Raw genomic sequence first — 14,527 nt, 5'->3', positions numbered from 1 at the left:
TCAGCTCAATTAAGTGGGCATCTCCCATCAATGTCTCATCTGGCAAAACACACAGCCCAAAAAAATCACCCATTCAGGTGATTCCCAGCCACCAGCAATGCGCGAAAAATCGACAATGTTCCTCTGGAACAAATGAAACGTAACCTGATAAAGGTGGTAAAAATGAAGCCTTATTTTGCTGCTTTGATGTTATCAGTCTCTGTTCTTCCTGCTTATGCTGGTCCGCTCGGTACTGCTGATAAAGCCGACCTACCGCAAAGCAATGTCTCCAGCCCAATGATGGCCCAGTCGCTCAGGCAACCAGACCTGCAACCGATATCGACGGACAGGAAGACAGAATGTTTTCGCCTTTACACACCAGATCGCAAACCGGGGGTGAACTGCGTTCCTGATGGCTCGACAGGCCATTAAGAATAAAGGTGCCAGTGAGTGCGAAACCTGGCACCTTTCCCATGACTTAGCGGAAATTGACGCTACGGTCGCTGGTCATGTCATACAACTGGAACTTACGCCCAAGTTGCTGACCACCGTCACGCGTCAGCGGCGTCCAGCCAATCGCCGCACGGCTGCGTGTCGGGCCAGACGAGAAGAGATCCAGCGGTACAGAGACATACACGCCTTTGGTGAAGTCCCCTTCGCCGTACTCCTCTTTCGAAACATTCGTGATCGTGGCATAGCCGCCAACCACCACGCCGCTGTCAAAGCGTTTAGCGATCTCCAGCGTGCCGCCTTTATCCCCAGCCAGATACTGCCCGACGCTCGCTTTCACTAACACGTCCTGGGCGAAAGATGGCGTCCAGTACGCGGTCAGATGTCCGGTTTTCACGCTGTAATCGGTGAATTTCATCATATCTTTTGCGCTACGCCAGTCGCGCTGTTTAACGTAGTTGGCATCCAGACCAAACGCCCAGTTGCTATCCAGCGGGCGATACAACACTTCTGCCCCCACGCCGCCAAACATGGTTTCGAGATAACCTCCGTAGACCTGACCGTAGAAGCCGTTGCCCAGATGCTGGAAGTAGTTGGCTTGCAGGTTATTCACATAGACATCATTCTGCACATACTCGCGCACATGGGTACGCACGCGCGGTAAGTGCGAGTCCTGCGGTGGATTGGTGTAGTTAAACTTGTCGTAGTTGTTGGCAAGGTTAGCAAACAGGCTGCCAGTGGTCAGCAGATGGTCCGTCAGCCACAAATCCGCCGTTCCCATCACGCCCAGCTGATACATGTAAAAGTTTTCCGGGCCACCGATCGACTGGTTCAGCACCGGATCGATATGGAAATCAAAGCGTGATTTGTCGATATACCAGCCCTGCTCGGTGGACTTCGGAACCACTGGCTCGACGCGTTTTTGCGCCAGCTTCGTTTCGTGGCCCAACGGCTCTCCGGCGAGATGATTTTTCAGGCTGGCGACATCGGTTTCCGTCGTCACCTGTGGCATATTAAGGCGATTTTCCGTAATGCGGATCGTTTTTATCCCATCCGGCAGATCGTTCATCACGATCCGATTAGCACGGATGATCCCTTCGCGCGGATCACGATATTTCACCTGCTCGCCGGTAACATACAGCGTATCGCCTTTCGCCTGGATCTGCGGATCGGCAAGTCCGGCATTGTATTTCAACAGCGTTAACTGATTCGCCACCACCGAATGCTGCAAAATGGCATCCTGCGGCTGCGGTTGATATTGCGGGCGGGCGTTATCGTTGTAAGACGGGCGCAGATCGTTAAAGTTGGTGCGCAGCGTGACGCCAAACATAAAAGTGTTGCCACGTTCATAGCTAAGGTTAACGTCGGCCCAATCGGTAACGCGATAAATCGCCCCGACGTTAAACTTACTTTTTTGCTCCAGCTTTCCGGCAAAATCCTGCTGATAATTATTGCCTTCATACTCCAGTTTCAGACGCAGCGGTTGCCAGGGCGTCTGGTATTCCACGCCGCCAAACAGTGAGGCCGGGCCGTGGAACATCTGGCTGCCGTCGATAGATCCCGCCTGTTTGTAGCTGTTATCGCGATAGCAATATTTATCACTGGCTGAACAGAGCGGATTTTTCACGTTACCGCTGGTGCCCAGATATCCCCAGCCCAGGCCGAGTGTAAAATCGAACGGCCCCCAGGCTTTGCTGGCAACAAGATATTCCGCATCAAACAGCCCCGTACCGCCGATATCCCGCGCACCAACCGCCACTTGCGGCAGCCAATAACTCTCTTCCCACAAACGCAGTTTGAGATCGAAGGCTTTATCTTTATACGTTTGATCGCCAGAGAACGCTTCGACGCTGCTGTACTGCCGGGTGCGCACGTCGGTGTAGCGCAGCGTTGTTTCCAGCCACGGGAAGAGTTGCACTGAAGCTGAGTAATAACGGTACTGATCGTTATCGCGATAGTTCAGGCTCAGCTCCCCTTCCCGCGCCATGCGCGCGGTGGGCGTTTGTAATAATCCTACGCCACCGAAATCCGATTGCGACGGACCAATGGGCGCAGGATATGTTTCGCCGTAGCAAGCTGTGCTAATACCCAGCGCCAGTAAGCTAAGCAGATGTCTTTTTTTCATTATTGGGGTATCCGCTGCGTCAGAGTCTGAAGAATGTCGGCGTTAAGGGCATCAGGTGTCTCACTCCAGACGGAGTCCGCGAGGCCAACATAAATAATGCTGCCGGGCATCGGCTCTACGTGACGCTTGTTCCAGTAAGCCACCGGCGCTTTTTGCGTGCGTCCGTCCGGGTAAACCACCCACGCGTAGCTGCGATCCGCACCGCTGAGCAGGCTCTGGTCAGAGAGATAGCTCGCCACGTCGCGACCTGGAGTGAATGACTGCTTGCCAGGACGACTGATAAGCCCGAACAACGTGACCGTGGACGGCGGCGGTCCGACCCACAGCGTGTAGTTGCCCTGCAACGGCGGGTTACCGCGTTCGGCAACGCGGACGATATCAGGATCAAGATTGATTTTTTGCCTGCCCGTCACTTTCAACGCCTGAATTTGCTGGCGTAAGGCGTTAATTGCGGCGGCATCGTCGGCGCTGGAGTCTGCGGCCAGTTCTGCCATCCGTGTCATCAACGCCTGCTGCTGACGCAATGCTGCCGCCGTGGCCAGCTCTTCGCTAATCACCGCACCAGGCCACCAGCTGTTTGCCAGCCGCGGTTGGCCTACCAGATCGATTAAATGCTCTGCACCCGTCAGCGTTTTGGCATCACTGCTGCCATTGCTGAATACCTTGACGGTTCCCGCCGCGAAGACCGATGACGCCCCCACACTCAAAATCAATGCGACAATAGTTTGTTTAATCATTGTTTTGCCGCCTTGATGAGGGTGGTTTTCACCGGGAAGTAATCCGCGCCGAGATACTGTTCCGACTGGCGAATTTGCCCTTCGCTGTCGATCCAGTAGCGGTTATGCCAGCGCGCCTGGTCGGTGGAGACTTCTTCGTCCAGCACGCGAACCGGGGTTTCATCGCTGCCGACTTTGACGGTATCGGTGCCATCCCATTTGAAGACTGAGCGTGCGGTGGCGTAGCGTACCTGCTGGTACTCGGTCCAGCCCATCGTGCGCGTCCAGGTTGCACCATCAACAATTTGTGCGGGTTTAATCAGCGGGTCGGCGGCAAGGTTATTCACTTCAATCAGGTTGTCGCCGCCAAGCAAAGTCTTCACCAGACGACCATGTTGTGTGACAAGGGTGGCCTGATCCTGAGTGACCCATTTTTGTTGTCCGTCTTCAGCGAAGGCCAGCACCACAAATAACTGCGGCCCGCCATTAAGCTGCATGTACTGGCTGGCGTAGGGCATATTTTGAATATCATCGTCCGTCAGCTGTACGCCTGGCGTACCGAACAGACTGTCCCACAGTGAATTGCCCAGCTCTTTAGTCGTGGCTGAACAGGCCTGTAATAGCAGGCAGATAAGAATGAGTGCTGGTCGCTTCACGACTCTTCTCCAGAGGGGCAGAATAACCACACCGGAGTGTGGTTATGGTTAATCCCCTTCATACTTCAAGCTTCAGATGCGATGACTCGAATTATTTTGGGGATACATACTTTATTACTGGGTACTGGTGGTCGTGGTTGTGGTGGTCCCGGTATTAGAACCATCACCGCCACCGGTTGCCGCGAGCGCGACACCCACCGCCGAGCTTACGGTGCTGACGCTGGTCGCGGAGGAACTACCCGCCGAAACCGACGTTGCTGCCGATCCTGCCGCTTCGCCCACCTGTACAGGTGCAGCCCACGCAGAAGTCGCCGCAAGCGCAGATATGGCAAAAATGCCATACAGAACTTTTTTCATAACAATTTCCCTTCATTGAATGAATGGAGATTTACCCAAAACATTTCGGGCGGGATCGAGTATACACAACTAAAGCATGCGAATTACGGCGCGGGGAATTAGTGATGGAGTTTTAGGACAATTGGAATGAATATCAAATATAAGCTTTGACTTATATATAAATAAGATTAAAAATCATGAAGTTAAAATAAAATAAAAAGTAATTACTCTGCGTATTTTCCGAAATAAACCACGATTAAAAATTTATTTTAGGATTAACCTCACGGTATGATTTTCGTTAAATGACAGACAAGAGGATTTATCTGATAAAACAATGCCGACTTATAGTCGGCATTGTTTTTAAGGCTATTTAATCAATCGTACTATGTATTAATTGCCGAATACGATGTACATATCGGCATCGACCTGTAGGCCTGATAAGACGCGACCGCGTCGCATCAGGCATCGGTTGCCGGATGCGGCGTGAACGCCTTATCCGGCCTACATATCGACAATGATTAACCGCGCCACGCTTTATAGCGGTTAATCAGACCATTGGTCGAGCTATCGTGGCTGCTGATTTCTTTGTCATCTTTCAGCTCTGGCAGAATACGGTTCGCCAGTTGTTTACCCAGCTCCACGCCCCATTGGTCGAAGGTGAAGATGTTCAGGATCACGCCCTGAGTAAAGATTTTGTGCTCATACAGCGCAATCAACGCCCCCAGGCTGAACGGAGTGATTTCACGCAGCAGGATGGAGTTGGTCGGGCGGTTACCTTCGAACACTTTGAACGGCACCACGTAGTCAAGCGTTGCCGGATCTTTACCCTGATCGCGATATTCCTGCTCAACCACTTCGCGGGATTTACCAAACGCCAGCGCTTCGGTCTGAGCAAAGAAGTTAGACAGCAGTTTCTGGTGATGATCAGAGAGCGGGTTATGGGTGATAGCCGGAGCGATGAAATCGCACGGTACCATTTTGGTTCCCTGGTGGATCAGCTGATAGAACGCGTGCTGACCGTTCGTGCCAGGTTCACCCCAGATAATCGGGCCAGTCTGGTAATCCACAACCTTACCGTTACGGTCAACATACTTACCGTTGGATTCCATATTGCCCTGCTGGAAGTACGCCGCGAAACGGTGCATATACTGGTCATACGGCAGAATCGCTTCAGTTTCCGCGCCAAAGAAATTGTTGTACCAGATGCCAATCAGCGCCAGCAGTACAGGCAGGTTTTTCTCGGCAGGCGTGGTGGAGAAATGCTTGTCCATCGCGTGTGCGCCAGAAAGCAGTTCAACGAAGTTATCAAAGCCGATGGAGAGAACAATCGACAGGCCAATCGCTGACCACAAAGAATAACGACCGCCGACCCAGTCCCAGAATTCGAACATGTTGGCAGTATCAATACCAAACTCGCCAACGGCTTTGGCGTTGGTGGAAAGCGCCGCAAAGTGTTTCGCAACGTGCTTCTCATCACCTGCCGCTTTCAGGAACCAGTCACGCGCGCTATGGGCGTTGGTCATGGTTTCCTGAGTGGTGAAGGTTTTAGATGCTACCAGGAACAGCGTGGTTTCCGGGTTTACTTTTTTCAGCACTTCCGCGATGTGAGTCCCATCGACGTTAGAAACAAAGTGCATGTTCAGGTGGTTTTTGTATGGACGCAGTGCTTCAGTCACCATGTACGGGCCGAGGTCAGAACCGCCGATCCCGATGTTCACTACGTCAGTGATTGCCTTGCCGGTATAGCCTTTCCACTCACCGGAAATAATCGCTTCCGAGAAGGTTTTCATCTTCTCCAGCACCGCGTTGACTTCCGGCATAACATCTTTGCCATCAACCAGAATCGGGGTATTGCTACGGTTACGCAGCGCTACGTGCAGTACGGCGCGGTTTTCAGTGCGGTTGATCTTCTCGCCAGAGAACATCGACTTAATCGCGCCCGCCAGATCGCACTCTTTCGCCAGATCTTGTAATTTCGCCAGCGTCTCTTCAGTGATGCGGTTTTTGGAGTAATCCACCAGCATCTGATCGTCGAAGGTTGCGGAGAACTTAGAAAAACGATCGCCGTCTTTAGCAAAAAGATCGGCGATCGTAACGTCTTTCATTTCATCGAAGTGTTTCTGTAGTGCCTGCCAGGCAGCGGTCTGCGTTGGATTGATGTTTTTCATTAGCAATACTCTTCTGATTTTGAGAATTGTGACTTTGGAAGATTGTAGCGCCAGTCACAGAAAAATGTGATGGTTTTAGTGCCGTTAGCGTAATGTTGAGTGTAAACCCTTAGCGCAGCGAAGCATTTATTAGCTGAACTACTGACCGCCAGGTGTGGATGAAAAATCCGCATGACCCCACCGTTGACAACCGCCCCGCTCACCCTTTATTTATAAATGTACTACCTGCGCTAGCGCAGGCCAGAAGAGGCGCGTTGCCCAAGTAACGGTGTTGGAGGAGCCAGTCCTGTGATAACACCTGAGGGGGTGCATCGCCGAGGTGATTGAACGGCTGGCTACGTTCATCATCGGCTACAGGGGCTGAATCCCCTGGGTTGTCACCAGAAGCGTTCGCAGTCGGGCGTTTCGCAAGTGGTGGAGCACTTCTGGGTGAAAATAGTAGCGAAGTATCGCTCTGCGCCCACCCGTCTTCCGCTCTTCCCTTGTGCCAAGGCTGAAAATGGATCCCCTGACACGAGGTAGTTATGTCTGAAATTGTTGTCTCCAAATTTGGCGGTACCAGCGTAGCTGATTTTGACGCCATGAACCGCAGCGCTGATATTGTGCTTTCTGATGCCAACGTACGTTTAGTTGTCCTCTCGGCTTCTGCTGGTATCACTAATCTACTGGTCGCTTTAGCTGAAGGACTGGAACCTGGCGAGCGATTCGAAAAACTCGACGCAATCCGCAATATCCAGTTTGCCATTCTGGAACGTCTGCGTTACCCGAACGTTATCCGTGAAGAGATTGAACGCCTGCTGGAGAACATTACCGTTCTGGCAGAAGCGGCGGCGCTGGCAACGTCTCCGGCCCTGACAGATGAACTGGTCAGCCACGGCGAGCTGATGTCGACCCTGCTGTTTGTCGAGATCCTGCGCGAACGCGATGTTCAGGCACAGTGGTTTGATGTACGTAAAGTGATGCGTACCAACGACCGATTTGGTCGTGCAGAGCCAGATGTAGCCGCGCTGGCGGAACTGGCCGCGCTGCAGCTGCTCCCACGCCTCAATGAAGGCTTAGTGATCACCCAGGGATTTATCGGCAGCGAAAATAAAGGTCGTACAACGACGCTTGGCCGTGGAGGCAGCGATTATACGGCAGCCTTGCTGGCGGAGGCTTTACACGCATCTCGTGTTGATATCTGGACCGACGTCCCGGGCATCTACACCACCGATCCACGCGTGGTTTCTGCAGCAAAACGCATTGATGAAATCGCGTTTGCCGAAGCGGCAGAGATGGCAACTTTTGGTGCAAAAGTACTGCATCCGGCAACGTTGCTACCCGCAGTACGCAGCGATATCCCGGTCTTTGTCGGCTCCAGCAAAGACCCACGCGCAGGTGGTACGCTGGTGTGCAATAAAACTGAAAATCCGCCGCTGTTCCGCGCGCTGGCGCTTCGTCGCAATCAGACTCTGCTCACTTTGCACAGCCTGAATATGCTGCATTCTCGCGGTTTCCTCGCGGAAGTTTTCGGCATCCTCGCGCGGCATAATATTTCGGTAGACTTAATCACCACATCAGAAGTGAGCGTGGCATTAACCCTTGATACCACCGGTTCAACCTCCACTGGCGATACGTTGCTGACGCAATCCCTGCTGATGGAGCTTTCCGCACTGTGCCGGGTGGAAGTGGAAGAGGGTCTGGCGCTGGTCGCGTTGATTGGCAATGACCTGTCAAAAGCCTGCGGCGTTGGCAAAGAGGTATTCGGCGTACTGGAACCGTTCAACATTCGCATGATTTGTTACGGCGCATCCAGCCATAACCTGTGCTTCCTGGTGCCCGGCGAAGATGCCGAGCAGGTGGTGCAGAAGCTACATTTTAATTTGTTTGAGTAAACACAGTATGGCCCGGAAGACATTATTTCGGGCCGTATTGTTTTTCTTGTCATTATGCCCATAAATAAACGAGCCTGTACTCTGTTAACCAGCGTCTTTATCGGAGAATAATTGCCTTTAATTTTTTATCCGCATCTCTAACTAATTATCGAAAGAGATAAATAGTTAAGAGAAGGCAAAATGAATATTATCAGTTCTGCTCGCAAACGAATTCCCGTACACTGAACTCTCTGGCTCACTGAGGGCACCATCATGGCACTCCCCCGTATTACCCAAAAAGAGATGACTGAACGCGAGCAGCGTGAACTTAAAACACTGCTGGATCGGGCGCGGATTGCGCATGGTCGCGTACTGACCAACTCCGAAACCAACAGCATTAAGAAAGAGTACATCGATAAATTAATGGTCGAGCGTGAGGCTGAAGCGAAAAAAGCCCGCCAATTGAAGAAAAAGCAGGCTTATAAACCGGATCCTGAGGCGTCATTTAGCTGGTCAGCAAATACGTCGACGCGCGGCAGGCGCTGATTAACGCCCCTTCTTTTTGCGCCCCGGCGAGGTAAAACGCTTACCGTTGGACGCCGGGCGACCGCCTTTTTCCGCCGTTTTTTCCATCTTAACGACTGGACGTTTGATGCCTACCGTTTTCGGTTTGGCCTTCGCTTTAGGTTTTGCCTCGGAAGAGGAATTTTCAATGAGCTTAAAGAGATCGATTAACTCATCGTCGGTTAAATCGCGCCACTCACCCAGCGGAATGCCGCTTAAGCTGACGTTCATAATGCGCGTACGTTCCAGCTTTTTCACTTCGTAACCAAAGTGCTCGCACATGCGACGAATCTGACGGTTCAGCCCCTGCACCAGGGTAATGCGGAAGACAAACGGTGCTTCTTTTTTGACTTTGCACTTTTTAGTTACCGTCCCGAGGATCGGCACTCCCGCCCCCATACCACGAATAAATTCATCGGTAATCGGTTTATCAACCGTCACCAGATACTCTTTCTCATGATCGTTACCCGCACGGAGGATCTTATTCACTAGATCGCCGTGATTGGTGAGGAAAATCAGCCCCTGGGAATCTTTATCCAGGCGGCCAATCGGGAACACGCGTTTGCTGTGGTTAACGAAATCGACAATGTTATCGCGCTCGCCATCTTCGGTGGTGCTGACAATGCCTACGGGCTTGTTCAGGGCGATAAGTACCAAATCTTCGGCTTCCCGAGGCTCAATCAACTGACCGTTTACTTTCACAACGTCGCCGGATTTCACCTGATCGCCAATGGTGGCTCGCTTGCCATTAAGGAACACATTGCCTTGCTCGATATAGCGATCCGCTTCGCGGCGTGAGCAAATTCCGCTTTCGCTGATGTATTTATTTAAACGGACTGATGAGTCGGGCAGCATAAATTCTCCTGTAAAACGCGGAATATACCGTACCTCTTAGCGGGGAAAAACAGGGTTATGCGGCAACGTCGAAATTAAATGTGATCTGCCACGCCTTTTATCACAAAAGTGTCTCCGGAAGTACGATGCAAATTTGCCTGGCAAAATAAGGATAATCAACAAATTACGAATCGCTGCACACCTGTGCTGATGACTACTACGCAGAGAAACAAATGTGCAAGAGAAAGCGCTATTTCCCCCCATGCAAAGAGTGAAAAATCGCTTTGAAAGGCCATCATGATGGGGTTATATCAGATCAAGCGGTGAGAAAGCGTATTTGCACAAATGTGCAGAACCAGGAGGCGGCAATGGAAAACAGTGACGATATCCGTTTGATTGTGAAGATTGCCCAACTCTATTACGAACAGGATATGACGCAGGCGCAAATTGCGCGCGAACTGGGTATTTACCGCACCACCATCAGCCGCTTGCTTAAACGAGGCCGCGATCAGGGAATTGTCACCATCGCCATCAACTATGACTACAACGAAAATCTCTGGCTGGAGCAGCAAGTGAAGCAAAAGTTTGGCCTGAAAGACGTTGTGGTGGTGTCAGGAAATGATGAGGATGAAGATACTCAACTGGCGATGATGGGGTTACACGGCGCGCAACTGCTGGATCGCTTGCTGGAACCTGGTGATATTGTTGGTTTTTCCTGGGGTCGCGCGGTGAGCGCACTGGTTGAAAACTTGCCGCAGGCGGGGCAATCGCGGCAGTTAATTTGCGTGCCGATTATTGGCGGCCCGTCCGGTAAACTCGAAAGCCGCTATCACGTAAACACATTAACCTACAGCGCGGCAGCGAAGCTGAAAGGGGAATCGCATCTCGCGGATTTTCCGGCTCTGCTGGATAACCCATTAATTCGTAATGGGATCATGCAGTCTCAGCACTTTAAAACCATCTCTGCCTACTGGGATAATCTGGATGTCGCCCTGGTGGGAATTGGCTCACCGGCCATTCGCGACGGCGCTAACTGGCATGCGTTTTATGGTGGTGAAGAGAGTGACGACCTGAATGCCCGCCAGGTTGCTGGCGATATTTGCTCGCGCTTTTTTGATATTCACGGCGCAATGGTTGAAACGAATATGAGCGAAAAAACACTCTCTATCGAAATGAATAAATTAAAGCAGGCACGGTATTCCATTGGCATTGCCATGAGCGAAGAAAAATACAGCGGAATTGTTGGTGCACTGCGTGGAAAATATATTAATTGTCTGGTAACGAATAGCAGCACAGCTGAACTATTACTGAAATAAAAATCTTCCCGATGTTTACCGTAATAAAAATTACGGCGGGTCCTTATTATCTAAAATCAGGAGTCTGTTATGCAAACGTGGTTAAATTTGCAGGATAAAATCATTATTGTCACCGGTGGCGCATCCGGCATTGGTCTGGCGATTGTGGATGAATTATTAGCACAAGGCGCGAATGTACAGATGGTCGATATTCACGGTGGCGATGGTCAGTATGAAAGCCATAAAGGTTATCAGTTCTGGCCGACCGATATTTCCAGCGCCAAAGAGGTAAATCATACGGTAGCAGAAATTATCCAGCGTTTTGGTCGCATCGACGGTCTGGTTAACAACGCCGGGGTCAATTTCCCGCGTCTGCTGGTCGATGAGAAAGCGCCTGCCGGGCAGTATGAACTCAACGAAGCTGCATTCGAAAAAATGGTCAATATCAACCAGAAAGGCGTTTTTCTGATGTCGCAGGCGGTGGCGCGACAGATGGTCAAACAACATGATGGCGTGATTGTGAATGTTTCCTCAGAAAGTGGGCTGGAAGGCTCAGAAGGCCAAAGCTGTTACGCCGCGACCAAAGCCGCGCTCAATAGCTTCACGCGCTCCTGGTCGAAAGAGCTGGGTAAGCACGGTATCCGTGTGGTCGGTATCGCGCCGGGGATTCTGGAAAAAACAGGGCTGCGCACGCCGGAATATGAAGAGGCGCTGGCGTGGACGCGCAATATCACCGTCGAGCAGCTGCGTGAAGGCTATACCAAAAACGCCATTCCTATTGGGCGCGCCGGAAGATTAGCAGAAGTGGCTGATTTTGTTTGTTATCTGCTGTCTGAACGCGCCAGCTATATCACCGGAGTAACCACTAACATTGCGGGCGGCAAAACGCGCGGCTAAGGAGGCTTTATGGTCAATGCCATTTTTTGTGCGCATGGCAAATTAGCTTGCGCCATGCTGGAATCGGTTCAGATGGTTTACGGCGATGCCAGGGTCGAGGCAGTTGAATTTGTGCCCGGCGAGAACGCCGGAGACATCGTAGCAAAGCTGGAAAAGTTAGTAAGCATTCACAATCAAGATGAGTGGCTGATTGCCGTGGATTTACAGTGCGGCAGCCCGTGGAATGCGGCAGCGATGCTTGCGATGCGCAATCCTCGTCTGCGGGTAATCAGCGGCCTTTCTCTGCCGCTAGCGCTCGAACTGGTTGATAACCAGGACAGCATGAATGTTGATGAACTGTGTGAACACCTGACGCAAATCGCAAAGCAAACCTGCGTCGTCTGGAGACAGGTGGCAACAGCGGAGGAGGATTTCTGATGAACATTACGCTCGCCCGCATTGATGACCGCCTGATCCACGGCCAGGTCACTACCGTCTGGTCTAAAGTGGCTAACGCCCAGCGCATTATTATCTGCAATGACGAAGTTTATAACGATGAAGTTCGCCGGACATTATTGCGTCAGGCTGCGCCACCGGGAATGAAGGTTAACGTGGTCAATATTGAAAAAGCCGTCGCGGTGTATCACAACCCGCAATATCAGGACGAAACCGTTTTTTATCTTTTCACTCGCCCACAGGATGCCTTAGCAATGGTTCGCCAGGGGGTAAAAATAGGTACCCTGAATATTGGCGGCATGGCCTGGCGTCCTGGTAAAAAACAGTTAACCAAAGCAGTTTCATTAGATGACGATGATATTAACGCATTTCATGAGTTAAATAATCTTGGCGTCATACTGGATTTACGCGTCGTAGCGTCAGATCCCTCAATCAATATTATCGACAAAATAAATGAACAGTTAATCGCGAATTAAATAATAGCGCCTGTGTACATATGCTTTAACAGGCAGGGATGACGACACTTAAAAGGTGACAAATCATGGAAATAAGTACTCTACAAATCATTGCTATATTTCTTTTTTCCTGTATTGCCGGAATGGGCAGCGTGCTGGATGAATTTCAGACTCATCGTCCGTTAATTGCCTGTACGGTGATTGGTTTAATTCTCGGTGATTTAAAAACCGGAATTATGCTCGGTGGTACGCTGGAATTGATAGCTCTCGGCTGGATGAACGTCGGCGCGGCGCAATCTCCGGATTCTGCGCTCGCCAGCATAATCTCCGCCATTCTGGTTATCGTTGGTCAGCAAAGCATCGCCACCGGAATCGCCATCGCGTTGCCTGTGGCTGCGGCAGGCCAGGTGCTGACGGTGTTTGCCCGTACCATCACCGTAGTGTTCCAGCACGCGGCGGATAAAGCAGCGGAAGAAGCACGGTTTCGCACTCTCGATATTCTGCATGTCTCCGCGCTTGGCGTGCAGGCACTGCGCGTTGCTATTCCGGCACTGATTGTCTCGCTGTTCGTCAGCGCTGATATGGTGAGCAATATGCTGAGCGCCATTCCCGAATTTGTGACCCGTGGACTGCAGATTGCTGGCGGTTTTATCGTGGTGGTCGGTTACGCCATGGTGCTTCGCATGATGGGCGTGAAATATTTGATGCCTTTCTTTTTCCTCGGTTTCCTCGCAGGTGGCTACCTCGATCTCAGTCTGCTGGCGTTCGGTGGCGTCGGCGTGATCATGGCCCTGCTCTACATCCAGTTAAATCCACAGTGGCGTAAAGCTGAACCACATCCCCAGACCACCACTATCACCGCCCTTGACCAACTTGATGATTAACGGAGCCATCATGGAACAGAGAAAAATTACACGCAGCGATCTGGTGAGCATGTTTCTGCGCTCCAACCTGCAACAGGCATCCTTTAACTTTGAACGTATTCACGGGCTGGGTTTTTGCTACGACATGATCCCCGCCATCAAACGACTTTACCCATTAAAAGAGGATCAGGTTGCGGCGCTCAGGCGACACCTGGTGTTCTTCAATACCACGCCAGCCGTATGTGGCCCGGTCATCGGCGTCACTGCCGCCATGGAAGAGGCGCGAGCCAACGGCGCGGAAATTGATGACGGTACCATTAACGGCATCAAAGTCGGTCTGATGGGACCATTGGCAGGAGTTGGCGATCCACTGGTCTGGGGAACGCTGCGCCCGATTACCGCCGCGCTCGGCGCATCTCTGGCACTTTCGGGCAACATTCTCGGCCCCCTGCTGTTCTTCTTTATTTTCAACGTGGTGCGCCTGGCGATGAAGTGGTATGGCCTACAGCTCGGCTTTCGCAAAGGGGTGAATATCGTCAGCGATATGGGCGGTAATTTGCTGCAAAAACTCACCGAAGGCGCGTCGATTCTCGGGCTGTTTGTGATGGGCGTGCTGGTGACCAAATGGACGTCAATCAACGTACCGTTGGTGGTTTCACAAACGCCTGCCGCCGATGGTGCCACCGTCACCATAACCGTGCAGAACATCCTCGACCAACTTTGCCCTGGTTTGCTGGCGCTCGGTCTGACGCTGCTGATGGTTCGTCTGCTCAACAAAAAAATTAACCCGGTATGGCTGATTTTCGCCCTGTTTGGTTTAGGGATTATCGGTAATGCGCTGGGCTTCCTGTCCTGATTCTTCGCCCCGGCGCAACCGTCGGGGCCATCGTTCAACACGAGG

General features: G+C 51.7%; 15 protein-coding genes and 1 riboswitch. Of the genes, 9 read left to right on the top strand and 6 right to left on the bottom strand.

The window, feature by feature from the left end:
• The first annotated feature begins 132 nt into the window (after positions 1–132).
• Positions 133–411 (top strand): periplasmic protein, encoded by a 279-nt coding sequence (locus ACJHX4_RS11820; RefSeq protein ID WP_001295279.1) that lies wholly within the window; start codon positions 133–135, stop codon positions 409–411.
• Positions 412–457: 46 nt separating this feature from the next.
• On the opposite strand, the gene ACJHX4_RS11815 is transcribed toward ACJHX4_RS11820, so the two are convergent.
• The 5 genes from ACJHX4_RS11815 to pgi all read right to left on the bottom strand — a co-directional run bounded on the left by ACJHX4_RS11815 (position 458) and on the right by pgi (position 6,430).
• Complete coding sequence (locus ACJHX4_RS11815; RefSeq protein ID WP_000745756.1) at positions 458–2,554, bottom strand: YjbH domain-containing protein; 2,097 nt, start codon at positions 2,552–2,554, stop codon at positions 458–460.
• The gene (locus ACJHX4_RS11810; RefSeq protein WP_000595518.1) at positions 2,554–3,291 is read right to left on the bottom strand and encodes a capsule biosynthesis GfcC family protein; all 738 of its coding nucleotides are present in this window, start codon (positions 3,289–3,291) and stop codon (positions 2,554–2,556) included. The genes ACJHX4_RS11815 and ACJHX4_RS11810 overlap by 1 nt, the downstream gene beginning before the upstream one ends.
• Positions 3,288–3,926, bottom strand: a complete 639-nt coding sequence (locus ACJHX4_RS11805) for a YjbF family lipoprotein (RefSeq protein WP_001296632.1) — start codon at positions 3,924–3,926, stop codon at positions 3,288–3,290. Before ACJHX4_RS11805 ends, ACJHX4_RS11810 begins: the two co-directional genes overlap by 4 nt.
• A gap of 114 nt (positions 3,927–4,040) precedes the next feature.
• Entirely contained in the window at positions 4,041–4,283 is a 243-nt protein-coding gene (gene yjbE / locus ACJHX4_RS11800; protein ID WP_000757333.1) for an exopolysaccharide production protein YjbE, read from the bottom strand.
• Between the two features lie 497 nt (positions 4,284–4,780).
• Positions 4,781–6,430 (bottom strand): glucose-6-phosphate isomerase, encoded by a 1,650-nt coding sequence (gene pgi / locus ACJHX4_RS11795; protein WP_000789981.1) that lies wholly within the window; start codon positions 6,428–6,430, stop codon positions 4,781–4,783.
• A 236-nt stretch (positions 6,431–6,666) separates the two neighbouring features.
• Positions 6,667–6,863: riboswitch (Lysine riboswitch) on the top strand.
• 91 nt (positions 6,864–6,954) lie between these two features.
• On the opposite strand from pgi, the gene lysC reads away from it, so the two are divergent.
• Together lysC and ACJHX4_RS11785 are read left to right on the top strand one after the other, a co-directional pair.
• A complete protein-coding gene (lysC, locus tag ACJHX4_RS11790; protein ID WP_001290321.1) occupies positions 6,955–8,304 on the top strand; it encodes a lysine-sensitive aspartokinase 3 in 1,350 nt (449 codons plus the stop codon).
• A 252-nt stretch (positions 8,305–8,556) separates the two neighbouring features.
• Complete coding sequence (locus ACJHX4_RS11785) at positions 8,557–8,829, top strand: DUF3811 domain-containing protein (protein WP_001207638.1); 273 nt, start codon at positions 8,557–8,559, stop codon at positions 8,827–8,829.
• Here ACJHX4_RS11785 and rluF read toward each other — a convergent pair whose 3' ends face one another.
• On the bottom strand, positions 8,830–9,702 hold the full coding sequence (rluF, locus tag ACJHX4_RS11780) for a 23S rRNA pseudouridine(2604) synthase RluF (RefSeq protein WP_000936388.1): 873 nt from the start codon (positions 9,700–9,702) through the stop codon (positions 8,830–8,832).
• 347 nt (positions 9,703–10,049) lie between these two features.
• On the opposite strand from rluF, the gene ACJHX4_RS11775 reads away from it, so the two are divergent.
• The 6 genes from ACJHX4_RS11775 (at position 10,050) to ACJHX4_RS11750 (ending at position 14,482) form a co-directional block, all read left to right on the top strand.
• On the top strand, positions 10,050–10,997 hold the full coding sequence (locus tag ACJHX4_RS11775; protein WP_000431664.1) for a sugar-binding transcriptional regulator: 948 nt from the start codon (positions 10,050–10,052) through the stop codon (positions 10,995–10,997).
• Positions 10,998–11,066: 69 nt separating this feature from the next.
• The gene (locus tag ACJHX4_RS11770) at positions 11,067–11,873 is read left to right on the top strand and encodes an SDR family oxidoreductase (protein WP_001195410.1); all 807 of its coding nucleotides are present in this window, start codon (positions 11,067–11,069) and stop codon (positions 11,871–11,873) included.
• A 9-nt stretch (positions 11,874–11,882) separates the two neighbouring features.
• Complete coding sequence (locus ACJHX4_RS11765) at positions 11,883–12,290, top strand: mannose/fructose/sorbose PTS transporter subunit IIA (protein WP_000245632.1); 408 nt, start codon at positions 11,883–11,885, stop codon at positions 12,288–12,290.
• Positions 12,290–12,784 carry a PTS system mannose/fructose/N-acetylgalactosamine-transporter subunit IIB gene (locus tag ACJHX4_RS11760; RefSeq protein ID WP_001027853.1) on the top strand — a complete coding sequence of 165 codons (495 nt, stop codon included), beginning with the start codon at positions 12,290–12,292 and terminating at the stop codon, positions 12,782–12,784. The genes ACJHX4_RS11765 and ACJHX4_RS11760 overlap by 1 nt, the downstream gene beginning before the upstream one ends.
• A gap of 65 nt (positions 12,785–12,849) precedes the next feature.
• Entirely contained in the window at positions 12,850–13,647 is a 798-nt protein-coding gene (locus ACJHX4_RS11755; RefSeq protein ID WP_000406332.1) for a PTS mannose/fructose/sorbose transporter subunit IIC, read from the top strand.
• A gap of 10 nt (positions 13,648–13,657) precedes the next feature.
• Complete coding sequence (locus ACJHX4_RS11750; RefSeq protein ID WP_000437907.1) at positions 13,658–14,482, top strand: PTS system mannose/fructose/sorbose family transporter subunit IID; 825 nt, start codon at positions 13,658–13,660, stop codon at positions 14,480–14,482.
• Positions 14,483–14,527: the final 45 nt, after the last annotated feature.

The organism is Escherichia sp. WS2035 (assembly GCF_046487065.1).
Lineage (GTDB): Bacteria > Pseudomonadota > Gammaproteobacteria > Enterobacterales > Enterobacteriaceae > Escherichia > Escherichia coli.
The sequence above is the reverse complement of the archived record's forward strand: the minus strand, read 5'-3'. Positions and strand labels throughout refer to the sequence as shown.